Origin of the sequence: Thiorhodovibrio frisius (assembly GCF_033954835.1) — a bacterium.
GTDB classification, from domain to species: Bacteria; Pseudomonadota; Gammaproteobacteria; order Chromatiales; family Chromatiaceae; genus Thiorhodovibrio; species Thiorhodovibrio frisius.
This window is the reverse complement of record NZ_CP121471.1, coordinates 1,507,996-1,521,645: the sequence shown is the minus strand read 5'-3', so window position 1 is coordinate 1,521,645 and position 13,650 is coordinate 1,507,996. Positions and strand designations below refer to the sequence as shown.

Below are 13,650 nucleotides of genomic sequence, written 5' to 3'. Positions count from 1 at the left end.
GTTTTCTGTTGGTACCTTGATTCGCTATAATGCAAACGATGCTTACCTTAACAGATACTGAAAATCAGAGGCTCAACGCGCTTGGTGCTCGCTTAAGGCGGCGTCGGGTACTGGCGAACGAGCCCCAGTATCGGGCGGCAGCTCGGATTGGCGTTTCGGTGCCAACCTATCGCAAACTGGAGCAAGGTGACCCGTCGGCACCCGTTGGGCTCTGGGTGCGGGCAATCCGGCTGTACGGCAACATCGGGGAAATCGACGCATTGTTTCTAGAATCCTTATTCGATGCGGACATGAAGCGACAGCGCGCGCGACCAAGATGAGACTCAACGTCTGGAGATGCACTACCACAGGAGTCCAGTTGCCCGTCGGGGAAATCCGGATCAGCGATCCTGATAGAACCGCCGGAGGGCGCCGGCGGGGGGAGTTTCGCTACGCCAGAGCCTACCTCAATCATCCCGAGGCAAGAGCGCTCGATCCTGTGCATCTGCCACTTGCGCCCAATGTGTTTTCAGCTTCCGCACCGGAATCTGGTCTACATGGTGTTTTTGAAGATTCGTTGCCGGACAGCTGGGGACGCGCGTTGCTGATCCGGCAACATCACCTCGCACGCAGTAATCAACATCCCGCTTACTTACTGGATTGCTTGGGCGCCAATGGTCTAGGCGCTCTGGTCTACAGCAGCAGGGATGAGCCACCAACACCGGCATTGTCAGTTCTGTGTGGCACGGAGGACCTTATCGAAGCGGCGCAGCGCTATGAACGTGATCCGTCTTCCGTTGAAGAGTTGCATCTGCGCGCCCTATTCCAAGCCGCCAGTTCTCCGGGCGGCGCTCGCCCAAAACTCCTGCTGGAGGATCAAGGGCGATCCTGCTTGGCCAAACTGGCCTCCGCCCACGATAGCTACGATATTGTTCGCCTAGAGGCGGCCAGCCTGGCACTGGCTCGATCAGCCGGCCTGGATGTGCCGAATTTTCGCATTGCGACTTTCGGTCGGCATACAGCCTTGCTCATTGAGCGCTTCGATTGCGCAAATGGTGGGCGCAGGCACATGCTAAGCGCTCAAACGCTACTTGATGCGCGAGGCTGGTACCAACTTGGGTATGTCGATTTAGCCGACTCGATTCGCGCTGTTTCGGATGCCCCTGAACGCGATTTGCCTATGCTTTATCGCCAGGCTGTACTCAATGCCATACTCGGCAATACCGACGACCACCTAAAAAATTTCTCCCTTCAGGATACTGATGTTGGCTGGTGCCTGACACCAGCTTACGATCTGCTGCCGGACGTCTTAAACCGCAGTGAACATGTTCTGCATTTCGGGTCAACCGGGCATTGCCCGACGCAAGCCGCACTGACAGCACTCGGACGCGCTTTCGGCCTATCTGCTTTCCGTGCGGATTCGATTCGCGCCGAAGTCGCCGCTGCCGCAACACGATGGATAGAATTTTGCGATCAGGCAGGCGTCCCGAAAAACCAAAGTTTACATTTCGCTCGCGATATTGAGCGCAGATTGGCGCATTAGGTGCCTGCGCCGCTTTGGTCGCGGGTAGTTTTGCGGTCCACTTGGCCATCGCTAACGGCTTCTTCCCGGCGTTCCTCGCACTGCTGTTCCAGGCGATTCATGCCGATTGACTGGGATGCGCCACCTAGCACTTCTGAAACAATTTGGCAGCACGCAGCTAGAACATGAAACACCTAAGATTTTATCGGCACGGAAAATGGCGTGAAAACTAACTCTGAACCTGAAATACCGCAACAATGCGGGGTAAGGGCGCTTTCGGTCGCCCCGATGCTGGATTGGACGGACAAGCATTTCCGCTTCTTCGCGCGTCTGATCAGCCGTCATACCTGGTTATATTCAGAGATGATTACTACCGGGGCGCTGATTCATGGCGACACTGGCCGCTTTCTGCGCTTTGATCCGGCCGAGCACCCGCTGGCCTTGCAGCTTGGAGGTTCGGACCCGGCAGAGCTGGCCCGTTGCGCGCGCATGGGCGCGGACTGGGGCTATGATGAGATCAATCTGAATGTCGGCTGTCCGTCGGATCGGGTTCAGAACGGGCGTTTCGGCGCTTGCCTGATGGCCGAGCCCGAGTTGGTGGCTGACTGCGTCGCCGCCATGAAAGCCGCCGTCTCAATACCCGTGTCGGTGAAGACGCGCATTGGCATTGATGACCGTGATAGTTACGAAGAACTGGCCGATTTTGTGACGCGGATTTCTGCCGCTGGCTGCGATCTGCTGGTTCTGCATGCGCGCAAGGCCTGGTTGCAGGGCTTGAGTCCGCGCGAGAACCGCGAGGTACCGCCGCTGCGCTACGATGTGGCGTTGCAACTGCGGGCGGATTTTCCCAGGCTGCCACTGGTGCTCAATGGCGGCATCACCACCTTGGAGCAAGCACAATATTGGTGCGAAAGACTCGATGGCGTGATGATCGGCCGCGAGGCCTATCAGAACCCCTGGCTGCTGGCGGCGGCGGATTCTGAATTGTTTGGCGATGCTCATCCGCTGCCAAGCCGGCATCAGGTGCTAGAGCGGTTTTATCCTTACGTCGAGCGCTGCCTCGGCGAAGGCGTGCCGCTCAATAGTATCAGCCGACATCTGCTGGGGCTGTTCAATGGCTGCCCGGGGGCGCGGCGCTGGCGGCGGCTCTTAAGTGAGCAGGCGCATCGGGCCGGGGCTGGCGTAGAGGTGCTGCGAACGGCAGCGGCATTGGTACCGGTTGCCAGCAACGCCTGAGGAGTTTGACGCCATGGCTCGGGAGCTTACCGGTTTTCCGCCCATTCTTGGGCCTGCGCCGCGAGTTCTGGTGCTAGGCTCGATGCCGAGCGCGGCATCCCTTGCACAGCGGCAATACTATGGTCATCCGCGCAATGCCTTCTGGCCGATTATGGCGCAACTATTTGGCTGGCCGGCGGACCTGCCCTACCCTGAGCGCTGCACGGCTTTGGCTGAACGCGAGGTAGCGCTCTGGGATGTAATTGCCCGCTGTGCACGCGAGGGCAGCGCGGATACAGCCATTGATGCCGCTAGCGTGGTGGTGAATCCCATCGCGGAGTTGCTTGGTGAACAGCCGACCATCGGTGCAATTTTGTTTAATGGCGGCACAGCGGCGCGGGAATTTCGCCGCCACATTGGGCCTGCGCTTAGCGCCAGGCCGGTTGACTTGCCGCAACATCAGTTGCCATCGACCAGCCCAGCGATGGCGCGTCTCACGCTGGCACAGAAAGCGGAGGCCTGGAGAATTTTGCTTGAGTTGCTAGGGGATGGTTAAGGCATTGGGCTGGAAACTGCTGGCTGGGAGTGTTGACATCCAAGTCAACCCAAGGCGACCTGGAATTCGCCTCTACCAGAACCCGCCTCAGCTGACCTGACCGCTGCGCACGAAAGGCGAGAGTGCGAGCAGCGCGTGGGCCTGGCTGACGGCCTCCTGCTTGATGCGGCGCTCTAAGTGCCGGCTCCAGCGCACGGGGATATTGGCCGGGCCATGCAAGGCGCCGGCGATCATACCGACGATGGCACCCGTGGTATCGGCATCGCCGCCACGATTGACGGCTTCAATCAGCGCGTTCTCGAAGCTGTCGGTTGCGAACAAAGCCTGGAACACCACTTTGAGGGTATCCACGATATAGGCACTTGGGTTGTCGATGCGCTTGCGCTCAAAGCCAAAGCGGGCTTCCTCGGCGACCAGAGATTCGGCCAGTAGCTTCAGGCCATTTTTGTCACTGCCCAGAATGGCGGCCTGCACCATGCGGATGATGCACAGGGTGCCGGCGTCCGAAAGCCTGTTGTGGTGGGTAACATGGGCCTGAATCCGGTTGGCCTGGTCGACCACTTCGATATCCGCGCCGAGCGTCGCCAGAGCCACCGGCAGGCAGCGCATGCAGGCGCCATTGCCGGCGTCGTAGTCGTTCTCCGGCATTTCGGTTTCGCCACTTTGGCGAAAATGGGCAATACCTCGACGCACGGTGTTGCCGATGTCGACCGGCTTGGCGCTCATCCAGTCACTGAATGCCTCAGCCGCTGCCTGCGCTTCAACCTGGCCCGCCTGCAAAATCCCGCGCCCCAGAGCCAGCGCCATCTCGGTGTCATCCGTGACCTGGCCTTTGCGCAGTTTCAGCCAGCCGCCGCCGTGCATATCTTTGTGCACGCGATATTCGGCCTGAATCTCGCGCGGCATAAGGAACTCGACGGTTGCGCCCAGGGCATCGCCGACCGCGAGGCCAAGGTAAGCCCCAACCGCGCGACGGCGGATGAGTTCGCCCGAATCGGCGCGGGCAAGAAACAGCGCTTCGGGATCAAGGACTGAAACAAGCATGATAGTCCACACATTGGCCGCAGCTCGGCGCACGGCAGCTGTAGATGCCTTCAGATTCGCACAATTGCTTGTAAAGGAAACGCTTCCACTTCATGTCCTTGACATTGCGCGATGCCAGCGCGGGAAAGTTACGCTGCATCAGTGCGGTGAGTTCGGCTCTGTCCCAAAGGCCCAGGTCTTGCCAAAGATGATCGTCGCCGCAACAGCCGGCGGCAATCACGTGTGCCATCCACACTTCCGAGGGCGAATCGCCTGCCTTGTCCATGAGCAAGATACGCACCAGGTCGGCCACCTCCTCCATGCGCTCAGCTGCAAGGCGCGCGCCCGTGGCGACAGCGCCGCCAAGTTCGACTCCAGGAAAGTGCCAGCGCATCAAACAGCCGAACGCGGCGGATTCCAGTCCCAGCCAATCGGGCAGCGCGCCCTGTCCGCCACAGCGGCTCGCGATCATGCAGGCGTAGGCGTGATCGTTGCCGCGACCGGCAGCATGTTGCATCAGCCGGTGGAAGATGTCGCGGCCGTCGAAGGGCCAGTCCGCCTCTGCCGTCGGTTGCTTCGGCGACTGCCCGGGCGAGGACGCTGATGACACTAGCGAGGGCGCTGGCGGCTGATCCAGTCGTCCTTGCCAACTGTCGCGGGCCACAACTGCCGAGCCGCGCGCCAGCATGGGATCAGTACTCCACGAGGATGTCTTCATCGCGGACGATCATCTGGCAGGCTAGCCGCCATTCGCTCGGCATGTCATCCACATGAAGCTGGTCAATCTGTTCCTGTGTGAGCTTACCCAGCTCTTTGAGTACGCTCTGTTCCTTATCGGTCAGGAAATAGCCCATACGCCCCTTATTGTCGACGCTGCTGACCCGCACCAGGCAATGGCCACATTCGCCGTCCTGGCAGTCGAAGTTGACCGGCACCTTGTTCTCTTTGGCGAGTTTCAGCAGGGTCTCGGTATGGCTGCCAGCAACCGCGTAAACGGTCTTGTCCTTAAAGTCGGGATTGGAAAAAGTCACTAAAGCCATCTTTAAGATGCTCCATTTGTTGGAAAGGATGGGGAAGTTTGTTATACCGAAACCCTTTTGAGATTTCGGCGCGTTCTGGGCCGGGTGACGGCCACGAGGGACGCCGTGAATACCTCCCTGTAGGCTTCCCGGCGGCATCCATGCCGCAGAGACCCCCGTGGCCGTCACCCGGACCAAAACCGAAAACCATTAGTTTGCGATTGGCATGTCACTGCGCAGTGGTCGAGGGTCAGCATCAAGCAGGCTTGACGGTGCAGTCGCCGATAATCTGTGCCTGACAGGCAAGGCGGTCGTGACGACTGGCCATGTTCTCGCGCAGGACCTTTTCCTCCAGCACGGAGGGCTCGGTCAGGTTGTTCCAGCCCTCCACCACATGCATCATGCAGGTGCCGCAGTCGCCCTCGCGGCAGCCATAGATAATGCCGGCGCCAATTTTCTCGGAGACATCGATCACGCGAATGCCGGCAGGCACATTCACGGTCTGACTGATATCCTCGAAGGTGACTTTTGCTTTTGCCATTGGGTTTTGACTCCTGTGTTGTCAGAAAAAAACGGTGGTCGATACGCCCGGTCAGCGCGCTTGAATGCTCGCCCGCGTCTGCTGCCAGGCGCTCGGCGGGATGCCGGTCAGCGAGCCTGGCGGATTCACGGGCACGCCGGTTGGATCGAGAATGGCGCCCTCAATCGGGCAGATGCTGGCGCACTGGGGCTCGGCAAACTCACCCTCGCAACCGGTGCAGCGCGCCGGGTCGATGGTGAAATGCGGCTTGGCGGCCAATACCGCCTGTTGCGGGCACAAGGGCTCGCAGGCCCAGCAGTTCACGCAGTCAGTGGTGATACGGTAGGACATCGGGCTGTCTCCTAACCTTCATATACGGAAAGCATTTGACATCTCCGCTCGTTCTGGGCCGGGTGACGGCCACTGGAAACGCCGTGAATACTTCCCCATTTACATCCAGAGAGGCTGCTTCCCGGCGGCGTCCCTGATCCGATCAAGGGCCGCCGCCCCCCCCGTGGCCGTCACCCGACCCAAAACCGAAAACCTGTTCGCGACTTCTATCGTGCGGCGCCACCCCAGAAGATGAAGCAGCTGTTTCAGGGCAAAGACGCTGGTTCATTGATCGCTGTTCGCTGCCAGCGATCATCAGGCTGACAGGGCGCGGGGCGTCGCGTCGATGTTGGCCTCGGTTTCGGCGCGCCAGTCGGCATGAGCTTGCCTGAGCGCGGCTTTGGTGGCTGTGCCGGCCTCAACGCTCAGGGGCCGAATGCTGGCCTGCTCCAATTGCTGCCATGCACCAAAACCAATGCGGGTGCAGAGCACGGCATCGCAATCCTTGACCAGAGCCATCGCCGCAACAACTCTTGTTGCTGCGGCAGAGCCCTCGCCAGAGTCCATTACTGGTGGCAAGTCTTGGCCTGACTCTGGCAATAGCGCAGGTACTGCGACCGGGCGCGTCTCGATCAGGCGCAGAGTGTCGTTATCGACCTGGTAGATACGCAGGGCCTCGACCTCGGTAAACGCCTGGTCGATCTGCTGGCCATCGCTGCTGGCCACTGCGACGCGAAAGCTTGCCCCTGCAAATGCCGACTTTCCCTGCCCAGCATGCACCGACGGCAATGCCTCAGCTGCGGGCTTGGGGCTTGTCAGTGACGCAAGCGACACCAGTGCGGGCTGTTGTGACTTGGCAGCGCGAGCGGCTTCGATCTCGGCGCGCACCCGGGCGCGGCGCTCCATGGCCGCAGCATGATCAATGTCCAGCGTTTCAATGCGCTCGAGAGTGAATTCGTCGTGGCGATCCTGCCCGAGCATGCCGATGGCATCGGCGCGGCACTGCCGGCAGTGGCTCATGATCTCCATGTCATTGGCGCAGGCTTGTTGCACTGCTTTGAGTTCCTCAGCGCTCGGCGAGCGTTGCCCCATAAGCCCGAAGAAGGTGCCGTGCTCCGGCTCGGCAATCAGCGGCATGATGTTGTGCAGGAAAGCGCCCTTGTCCTTGACGATGCGGCTGACCTCGGCCAGATGCTGATCATTCACACCCGGGATGAGCACCGAATTGATTTTGACCAGGACCCCACGTTCGGCCAGCATCTCCAGGCCCTTGAGCTGCTGCTCAATCAGAATGGCAGCGGCTTTGACACCGCGAATACGCCTGTGCTCCCAGAAAATCCAGGGGTAAATCTGCGCGCCAATTGTTGGGTCCACACAGTTGATTGTGATGGTGACGTGGTCGATGTTGTGCTGGCAAAGTTCGTCAACATGCGGGGGCAGCATGAGCCCATTGGTCGAGACACACAGCCGAATATCCGGAGCTTTCTCCGTCAGGGCCGCGAAGGTGGCAAAGGTGCGCTCAGGGTTGGCCAGAGGGTCACCGGGTCCGGCGATGCCAAGGACGCTGAGTTGGGGGATCTCAGCTGCCACGGCGAGGGTCTTCTTGACCGCCTGCTCAGGTGTCAGCAGCTCAGAGACAACGCCTGGACGGGATTCGTTGGCACAGTCATATTTGCGATTGCAATAGTGACACTGGATGTTACAGGCTGGCGCCACGGCTACGTGCATGCGCGCATAATGATGATGCGCATCTTTCGAGAAGCAGGGATGATTACGGATTTTCTCCCGCACCCCAGACGAATCAACAACCTTCAACTCCATGATGCCTCCCGTTGGAATCGGCAGCCGCCCAAGACAGCACCTGACACGCGAATTGCCTGAGCTCTAAACAAGCCGTTTGGTTATTCTTAGCAACCCGCGTGCCTATTCCGATACCACAGGAAACACTCTTTTATTCAGCATGTTAAGAACCGCCAGCCAAACACTTGTCGCAAGCGCGACAGCCCAAGGCGGCACTTTGTGCGATCCGCGACTCGGATGGACCGGGGCTGCACCCAAGTCTCAGCGGGCGTATCAAAAATCCCCGCCAAACCGGCGCCAACGCATGCGACGTCTGATTGCGCTTGGCTGTCTGCTGCTAGCCCCTAGCCCAAGCGCGGCACTTTATCAGGGGACGGCGGATCTCCACGGGCGCTATCCCGCCGTGGTGGCCATCGGAACCCAAACCGAGATGTTATGCAGCGCGACCAAAATTGGCGCGCGACGACTCCTCACCGCAGCCCATTGCGTGGTGGACGCGCAAAACGGCGAGTTACGGCCCGCTTTTGAGCCGGGAAGGGAGATTGTTGTGAACCAGGCGCCCGTGCAACGCCAGCCTGGCGCCGGGCAGCGAGTGACAGTCGCGCGGACGCTGCTCTCACCTGAATACGCGCGCGGGCTGAAAGCCTTTCGCGCTTACAAAGCGCAGCAGTTGTTGGCTGCACGTGAAGGTGATTCGCCCGGATCGGCGCTTCCCGAGATGACGGTCGAAGCCTCGCTAAAACTGCGGTTGCGGCTGCGTTATCACTTCGCCGCGCGCTACCCGGATGTCGCCCTGATTGATCTGCGCACAGAGACGCCGACAATTCCAACCCTGGCGGTGCGAGCCGTGGCTCCAGCGCCGGGAGATGAGGTGGTTCTGGTTGGCTATGGTTGCGCCCAGCCTGGCGCCAAGACCAGCGGGCCAGTGCGTCGCGGCTGGGGCCGCACCCAGGTCATTCGCGCCGACGCGATCAACTTCTACAGCATGGCCGGTCAGAAGCAGGATGGTGCGCCATCGCTCTGCCCCGGCACGTCGGGCGGCCCGGTGCTCCGGCAGGGGCAAGTGATTGGAGTCAATAGTGTGGTTTACGGACTCAATGCCAGACATGGCGCGCGATCCAACATGGCGGTTAATCTCGCGCCCTTGGCTGACTGGCTCGATTCTGCACATTAACAGGCGCGGATCAGCGGAACCAGCAGAGGCTCCGCGATCCGCGCCGGGCAGACCGCCTTAGGAGGGTATTGGCTTAGCGCGGCCAGTAAGGATAGGACGGGTTAGCCGACATTCGTTCCTGCGGCACTGGTGGTGCTGGCATGCCAAGGGGCAGGCTGGCAGCTGGCAGTTGCGGGCGCAAACCTGGAGCCATTTCCTGCGCCCTTGCCTCAACCGGCGGCTTGGCTGGCGTGTGAACCTCAGGCGTCGCAGGTGAAGGCTGCGGTAAGGACGCGGGGGGAGGCTGCACATCTTGAACCGGGCTCTTGCCGCTAGCTGTTAATCCTTCAAGGTCCTGCAATTCAGCGACCTGCTCGGGCGAATAGTCGAGAGCGGCGAAATCCATGACGCCGTTGGGATCGTGACAGTCTTTGCATTCCCGACCCTTGCCCTGGATACCATGGTTGACCATCAGGGTGCCCATCTGGCGCATCCAGTGCGGCTCAACATTGACCAGCTCGCCATTGACCAGCGGATAGGTGGGGTTCCAGCCCTCCATGACGCCGAAGTAGTACATGAACTCATCCATCATGTAGACCTTAAAGGGCATCTGGTACATGCGTTGAACGATGGGATCGCTGATGGCCTGCTTGACCGAGGCTTTGCCATCGCCTGTCTCATAGTAGGTGGCGTAATCGAAGGGCAGAATCATGGCACCAAAGGGACCCTGGTTACCCATGTCCTCGTACATCATGGCATTGAAGACTTTGAACGGGTAAATACGGCTTTCGCCATCGTTCATCGCCACTTGCAGATTCTTGGCGATCATCTCGCGGCGCTTGGCGAGCATCTCGGGCGTGAGCTGACTTAACGGATCGGTCGCCTTTTTCACATACTCATCGACATCGATCTCGGGATAGGTCTCTTTCAGCTCCTCAACCGCCGCACGAATATCGGCGAGCGCTTCTGGATCATCGATCTTGACCATCTGATTCATCAGCGGATTGTAATCCCCGGTACCCGCGGGATTGCTGCCGAGCGCATTGGCGAGGAAAGTCCCATTGCCGTTGAACCACAGAAACTTAAAGCCCTTGCCCGGTTCGCCCGACTGAAAGATATCGGTGGGTTCCCAGACGCCTTCCTCGGAATTCCAACTTGGGTGGACCCAGTCGCGCAGCACCACACTGTTGGCTTCCAGCTCCTTGATATGACAGGTCTCGCAGGCCATGCGGGCGATATGACCGTTGAGCAGGGCTTTGTCCTTGGAATTGTTGTGCGGGGTCTCGGTATGGCAACTGGCACAGGTGACATCCACATCCGGCAAGTCGTTGGCGACTAGGTCGACCCCCATGCGCCCGCGCGGGATTTTATGCCCTTCAGGCTCGTGGCAGTCGGTGCATTGAATGCCGGCAGCGGCATGCACATCGTCCTGCGGACTGAAGGGATTGCCCCGCTTGGCGCCATGGTGCAACAGCCGCTGGTTCTCATCGCCCAACTGGGTGGCGGCAAAATTGTGCTCGTAGATATCGCCGCCCATGTTGTGCTGATGGCAGCGCAGGCAGTTGTCGCTGCGAATCTCGGCGACAGTCAGGGCCGCGTGCATGCTGCGGTCCTGGTTCCAGCGGGTGCCTTTGTCGTCGCGAATGACATAACGCTTGTTCATGTCGTAGGTGCGCGAGTGGCAGATCAGGCAGTCAATACCTTCCTTAGCCATCTCGGGCACATCGCCGATGGGCATCATTTTCTCGGTGGCGGGCTGGTAATTGCCGCCAATGTGACACTGACCGCAGCCCTCGCTGCGCATCTCAACCTCGCCTCCTGCATGCTCAGGGCGGCTTTTCACCAGCGCCGCCCAGCCGGTCCAGGTGAAGCTGCCCGGAATACCGCAGGCGCGATCAATCTTACCTACAGGAATCTTGTGCGGACCGGCGTTGACCTGACGCCCGTCGTAGCCAAAGGTCGAGAAGCCGCCGGCCGAGGTCTGGAACTTGAAATGCACCGAGTTAACGATGTCATCGAGCGTATTGACCGTCTTCAGCCCCCCTTCGCCGTGGTTGACGGTGATGGTTTCATGACAGCGCAGACAGGTCTCGGGCCCTTCATATTTGCGGATGCCGGCCTCGCGGAAATACTCGATATGCTTGGGCTCGATCTCACTGACGAAGGACGGGGTGTTCATCAGCATCTCGATCTTGACCTGACGAGCGAAGGGCTCTTGATCCTCGCTCACCACCGCTGCGGCTTTCTCGTAACGCGCCTCCTCGCTCAAATCGCGCGCTAGCGCTTCGAACTCAAGATCACTCAGTTCTTGGCTGCTCTCATAGCTGAGCGGCGCATTGGTCTTGCCGACATAGGCATCGAAGAACAGCGGATAGAGAAATTTGTACGCCAGAATCACCGCCAGCAAGATGCCGCCGATGATCAGGAAACGACGTTTGGACTTGGGGCTGACAAGGTCTTCGGTCAGGGTACTCATGATCTTTTCTCGATATCAGTCAGGCGCGTGGGCCAATGCAAGCTGTAGGCGCAAACCAAGGTGCATGCTTAATGCTGATCTGTCTCCCGGTGCCAACCTGTAAACATGGCGCGCAGGTTGGTGGTCAGGGTCTCTCCAGTGGTGATGATGTACATGTGAACAATTAAAAACATCACCAGAAAATAGGCCAGGGTCAGATGCGCCATGGCAATCAGCCAAAGGATACCAATACCAAAGAGGGTTTCCGGCAGATACACCGAGTACAAAAAGGCCCAACCGCTGATGATTAAAAAGGGCATGAGTCCATACATAACACCAATGTAACTAATCTGCTGCAACGTATTGAGCTTCATTTCCTCGGTGACATGAAAAGGATGTGGCGCATTACGGAAAATCCCATAGCCGTAATAGCCCATCTGCGCGAACAAGCGTTGGAAAAAGCCCCGGAATTGAACCCGGTAATGACGCCCATTGGTGGTAAACAGATTCCCGACAATAAAAACCACCCAACTGATGGTCAGAAGAATGCCGGAGGCGTTATGAATAGGCACGGCGGTATTGAAGGACAACAGCCAGGGCGTGCCGGAAAAATGCATGCTCGCACCCGTGACCATCAGCACAATGAAGATCACCGCGTTCAACCAGTGCCAGAGGCGCATCCAGATGGGATACAAATACAGGGCGCTCATTGTTTGTCTCCTTCATTCGCGGCTGTCGCCTGCTGCTCGCGCAAGGACTGATAAGCCCGGTAACGGCCATAGCCATGGGCTGCCAGCACCAGCACCGTCAGGCCGATGATGATCAGCGCCAAGCGATCAATCAGCGGGTTGCGGCTCATGCCGACGATATATGCCTGGTTAAACACCGCCTTGGCGAAAAAGCCCTTTTCTTCGATATCCTCGCGCGAGCGGTATTGATAAAGCCGGCTCAAGAGGCCCTGTGCCTGGGAATGGCAGTTGACGCAGTTGGCGTTGCTCTGCTCCTTGCTCAGGATTTCATGCGACACCGGGCGACCGTTGTCTCTCGAAGGGGTATGACAATCCAAACAGCGCACCGACGCCCAGTGCTTGTCGCGATTCGGCAGCCAGGCGTGGGAAGTGCTGAAAGCATCGCGCAATTCCTCGTGGCAGGACAGGCAGATCTGATTGTCGTAGGCGACGATATCGGGGATATCGCGCCCAAGCAGGGAGGCTCTGAAGGCGTGAGGATCGTGACAGGAGTGACAGTTAAAACCCGCCGCCTCAGAGTCATCGGAGCGCGCATGCACGCTGGCCTGATATTCCTGATCGATCACCGTGAAATCGACGCGGTCGGTGTTTTCCGGGTGATCCTCGTGGCATTGCACGCAATTTAGCTCCGCTGCCGATACGTCTGGCGAGTGCGGGTAGCTCTCATAGCCGTCTTCGTGGCAGTGGCTGCACGCCAGCTCGCCATGCACGGAATGCCCGAATGTTTTTTCATTGAGTGCCAGATTAACAATGTCGCCAGTGGCCGGGTCGCGATAGGCCAGGGTGGCCATGCCATGACAACGCAGGCAGGCACGCTGTTCGCTCGCGGCTTCGGCAGCCGGGGCTGGCAGCGCCATGGCCGGCTCCGCAAACCCGATGCTGGGAGCGCCCAAGCCAAGCGCCAATATCAGCGCCAAGACAAACCCAGACGCGCTTTTTGGCAAGCCCCGCAGTGCCGCGTACTGGTTTAGCACGGACCCGTCAGAGCGCTGGCCAGGATGAACTGCATGGTGTTTTTTTATCATCGAATCAGTCAACAGACAACTGCCCCCCAGGTCAGTCTTTCAACATAGTGACCATAGCGCCAAACGCGCACTCCTGCCCAGGAAAAACGCGCCTGATTGATCCCGGGCAATGGCGCGATCCCGCAGCTGAGCCCCGTTTAGATCTCGGCCCGATTCTGCACAAACCCCAGAAACCCGCGCATTCGATCACCGGCACACGACAACGCACATTCGCTAAAAGCGCACCCCGCCAGATTAAAACAAGCGCGAACCAATCGCATTACCATCCGAGCAGCGCAGCCCGATAACTGAGTAAAAAACCCTG

Annotated in this window: 14 protein-coding genes; 5 read left to right on the top strand and 9 right to left on the bottom strand. The window is 59.2% G+C overall.

Annotated elements, in window-relative coordinates:
- Window positions 1-29 precede the first annotated feature (29 nt).
- The 4 genes from Thiofri_RS07100 (at window position 30) to Thiofri_RS07085 (ending at window position 3,272) form a co-directional block, all read left to right on the top strand.
- Entirely contained in the window at window positions 30-320 is a 291-nt protein-coding gene (locus Thiofri_RS07100; RefSeq protein WP_009151000.1) for a helix-turn-helix domain-containing protein, read from the top strand.
- Window positions 317-1,522, top strand: a complete 1,206-nt coding sequence (locus tag Thiofri_RS07095) for a type II toxin-antitoxin system HipA family toxin (RefSeq protein ID WP_083848573.1) — start codon at window positions 317-319, stop codon at window positions 1,520-1,522. The genes Thiofri_RS07100 and Thiofri_RS07095 overlap by 4 nt, the downstream gene beginning before the upstream one ends.
- A gap of 267 nt (window positions 1,523-1,789) precedes the next feature.
- Window positions 1,790-2,737: a tRNA dihydrouridine(20/20a) synthase DusA gene (dusA, locus tag Thiofri_RS07090; protein ID WP_009150998.1), complete on the top strand. Its 948-nt coding sequence runs from the start codon at window positions 1,790-1,792 to the stop codon at window positions 2,735-2,737.
- A 13-nt stretch (window positions 2,738-2,750) separates the two neighbouring features.
- Window positions 2,751-3,272, top strand: coding sequence for a DNA-deoxyinosine glycosylase (locus tag Thiofri_RS07085; RefSeq protein ID WP_009150997.1), 522 nt, complete (start codon window positions 2,751-2,753; stop codon window positions 3,270-3,272).
- An 87-nt stretch (window positions 3,273-3,359) separates the two neighbouring features.
- Here Thiofri_RS07085 and draG read toward each other — a convergent pair whose 3' ends face one another.
- From draG to nifB, 6 genes are all read right to left on the bottom strand, one after another.
- Entirely contained in the window at window positions 3,360-4,316 is a 957-nt protein-coding gene (gene draG / locus Thiofri_RS07080) for an ADP-ribosyl-[dinitrogen reductase] hydrolase (RefSeq protein ID WP_009150996.1), read from the bottom strand.
- Entirely contained in the window at window positions 4,297-5,013 is a 717-nt protein-coding gene (locus Thiofri_RS07075; RefSeq protein ID WP_223296823.1) for a nitrogen fixation protein NifQ, read from the bottom strand. The genes draG and Thiofri_RS07075 overlap by 20 nt, the downstream gene beginning before the upstream one ends.
- Window positions 4,988-5,335, bottom strand: coding sequence for a 2Fe-2S iron-sulfur cluster-binding protein (locus Thiofri_RS07070; protein WP_009150994.1), 348 nt, complete (start codon window positions 5,333-5,335; stop codon window positions 4,988-4,990). Before Thiofri_RS07070 ends, Thiofri_RS07075 begins: the two co-directional genes overlap by 26 nt.
- Window positions 5,336-5,570: 235 nt before the next feature.
- On the bottom strand, window positions 5,571-5,855 hold the full coding sequence (locus tag Thiofri_RS07065) for a 2Fe-2S iron-sulfur cluster-binding protein (protein ID WP_009150993.1): 285 nt from the start codon (window positions 5,853-5,855) through the stop codon (window positions 5,571-5,573).
- A 51-nt stretch (window positions 5,856-5,906) separates the two neighbouring features.
- Entirely contained in the window at window positions 5,907-6,185 is a 279-nt protein-coding gene (locus Thiofri_RS07060) for a 4Fe-4S dicluster domain-containing protein (protein WP_009150992.1), read from the bottom strand.
- 294 nt (window positions 6,186-6,479) lie between these two features.
- Window positions 6,480-7,985 carry a nitrogenase cofactor biosynthesis protein NifB gene (nifB, locus tag Thiofri_RS07055; RefSeq protein ID WP_009150991.1) on the bottom strand — a complete coding sequence of 502 codons (1,506 nt, stop codon included), beginning with the start codon at window positions 7,983-7,985 and terminating at the stop codon, window positions 6,480-6,482.
- Between the two features lie 283 nt (window positions 7,986-8,268).
- On the opposite strand from nifB, the gene Thiofri_RS07050 reads away from it, so the two are divergent.
- A complete protein-coding gene (locus tag Thiofri_RS07050; RefSeq protein WP_009150990.1) occupies window positions 8,269-9,138 on the top strand; it encodes a trypsin-like serine protease in 870 nt (289 codons plus the stop codon).
- Between the two features lie 73 nt (window positions 9,139-9,211).
- Here Thiofri_RS07050 and Thiofri_RS07045 read toward each other — a convergent pair whose 3' ends face one another.
- The 3 genes from Thiofri_RS07045 to Thiofri_RS07035 form a co-directional block, all read right to left on the bottom strand.
- On the bottom strand, window positions 9,212-11,593 hold the full coding sequence (locus Thiofri_RS07045) for a nitrite reductase (RefSeq protein WP_009150989.1): 2,382 nt from the start codon (window positions 11,591-11,593) through the stop codon (window positions 9,212-9,214).
- A gap of 68 nt (window positions 11,594-11,661) precedes the next feature.
- Window positions 11,662-12,282 (bottom strand): cytochrome b/b6 domain-containing protein, encoded by a 621-nt coding sequence (locus tag Thiofri_RS07040; RefSeq protein ID WP_009150988.1) that lies wholly within the window; start codon window positions 12,280-12,282, stop codon window positions 11,662-11,664.
- Window positions 12,279-13,178 carry a cytochrome c3 family protein gene (locus Thiofri_RS07035; RefSeq protein WP_009150987.1) on the bottom strand — a complete coding sequence of 300 codons (900 nt, stop codon included), beginning with the start codon at window positions 13,176-13,178 and terminating at the stop codon, window positions 12,279-12,281. Before Thiofri_RS07035 ends, Thiofri_RS07040 begins: the two co-directional genes overlap by 4 nt.
- Between the last annotated feature and the right edge of the window lie 472 nt (window positions 13,179-13,650).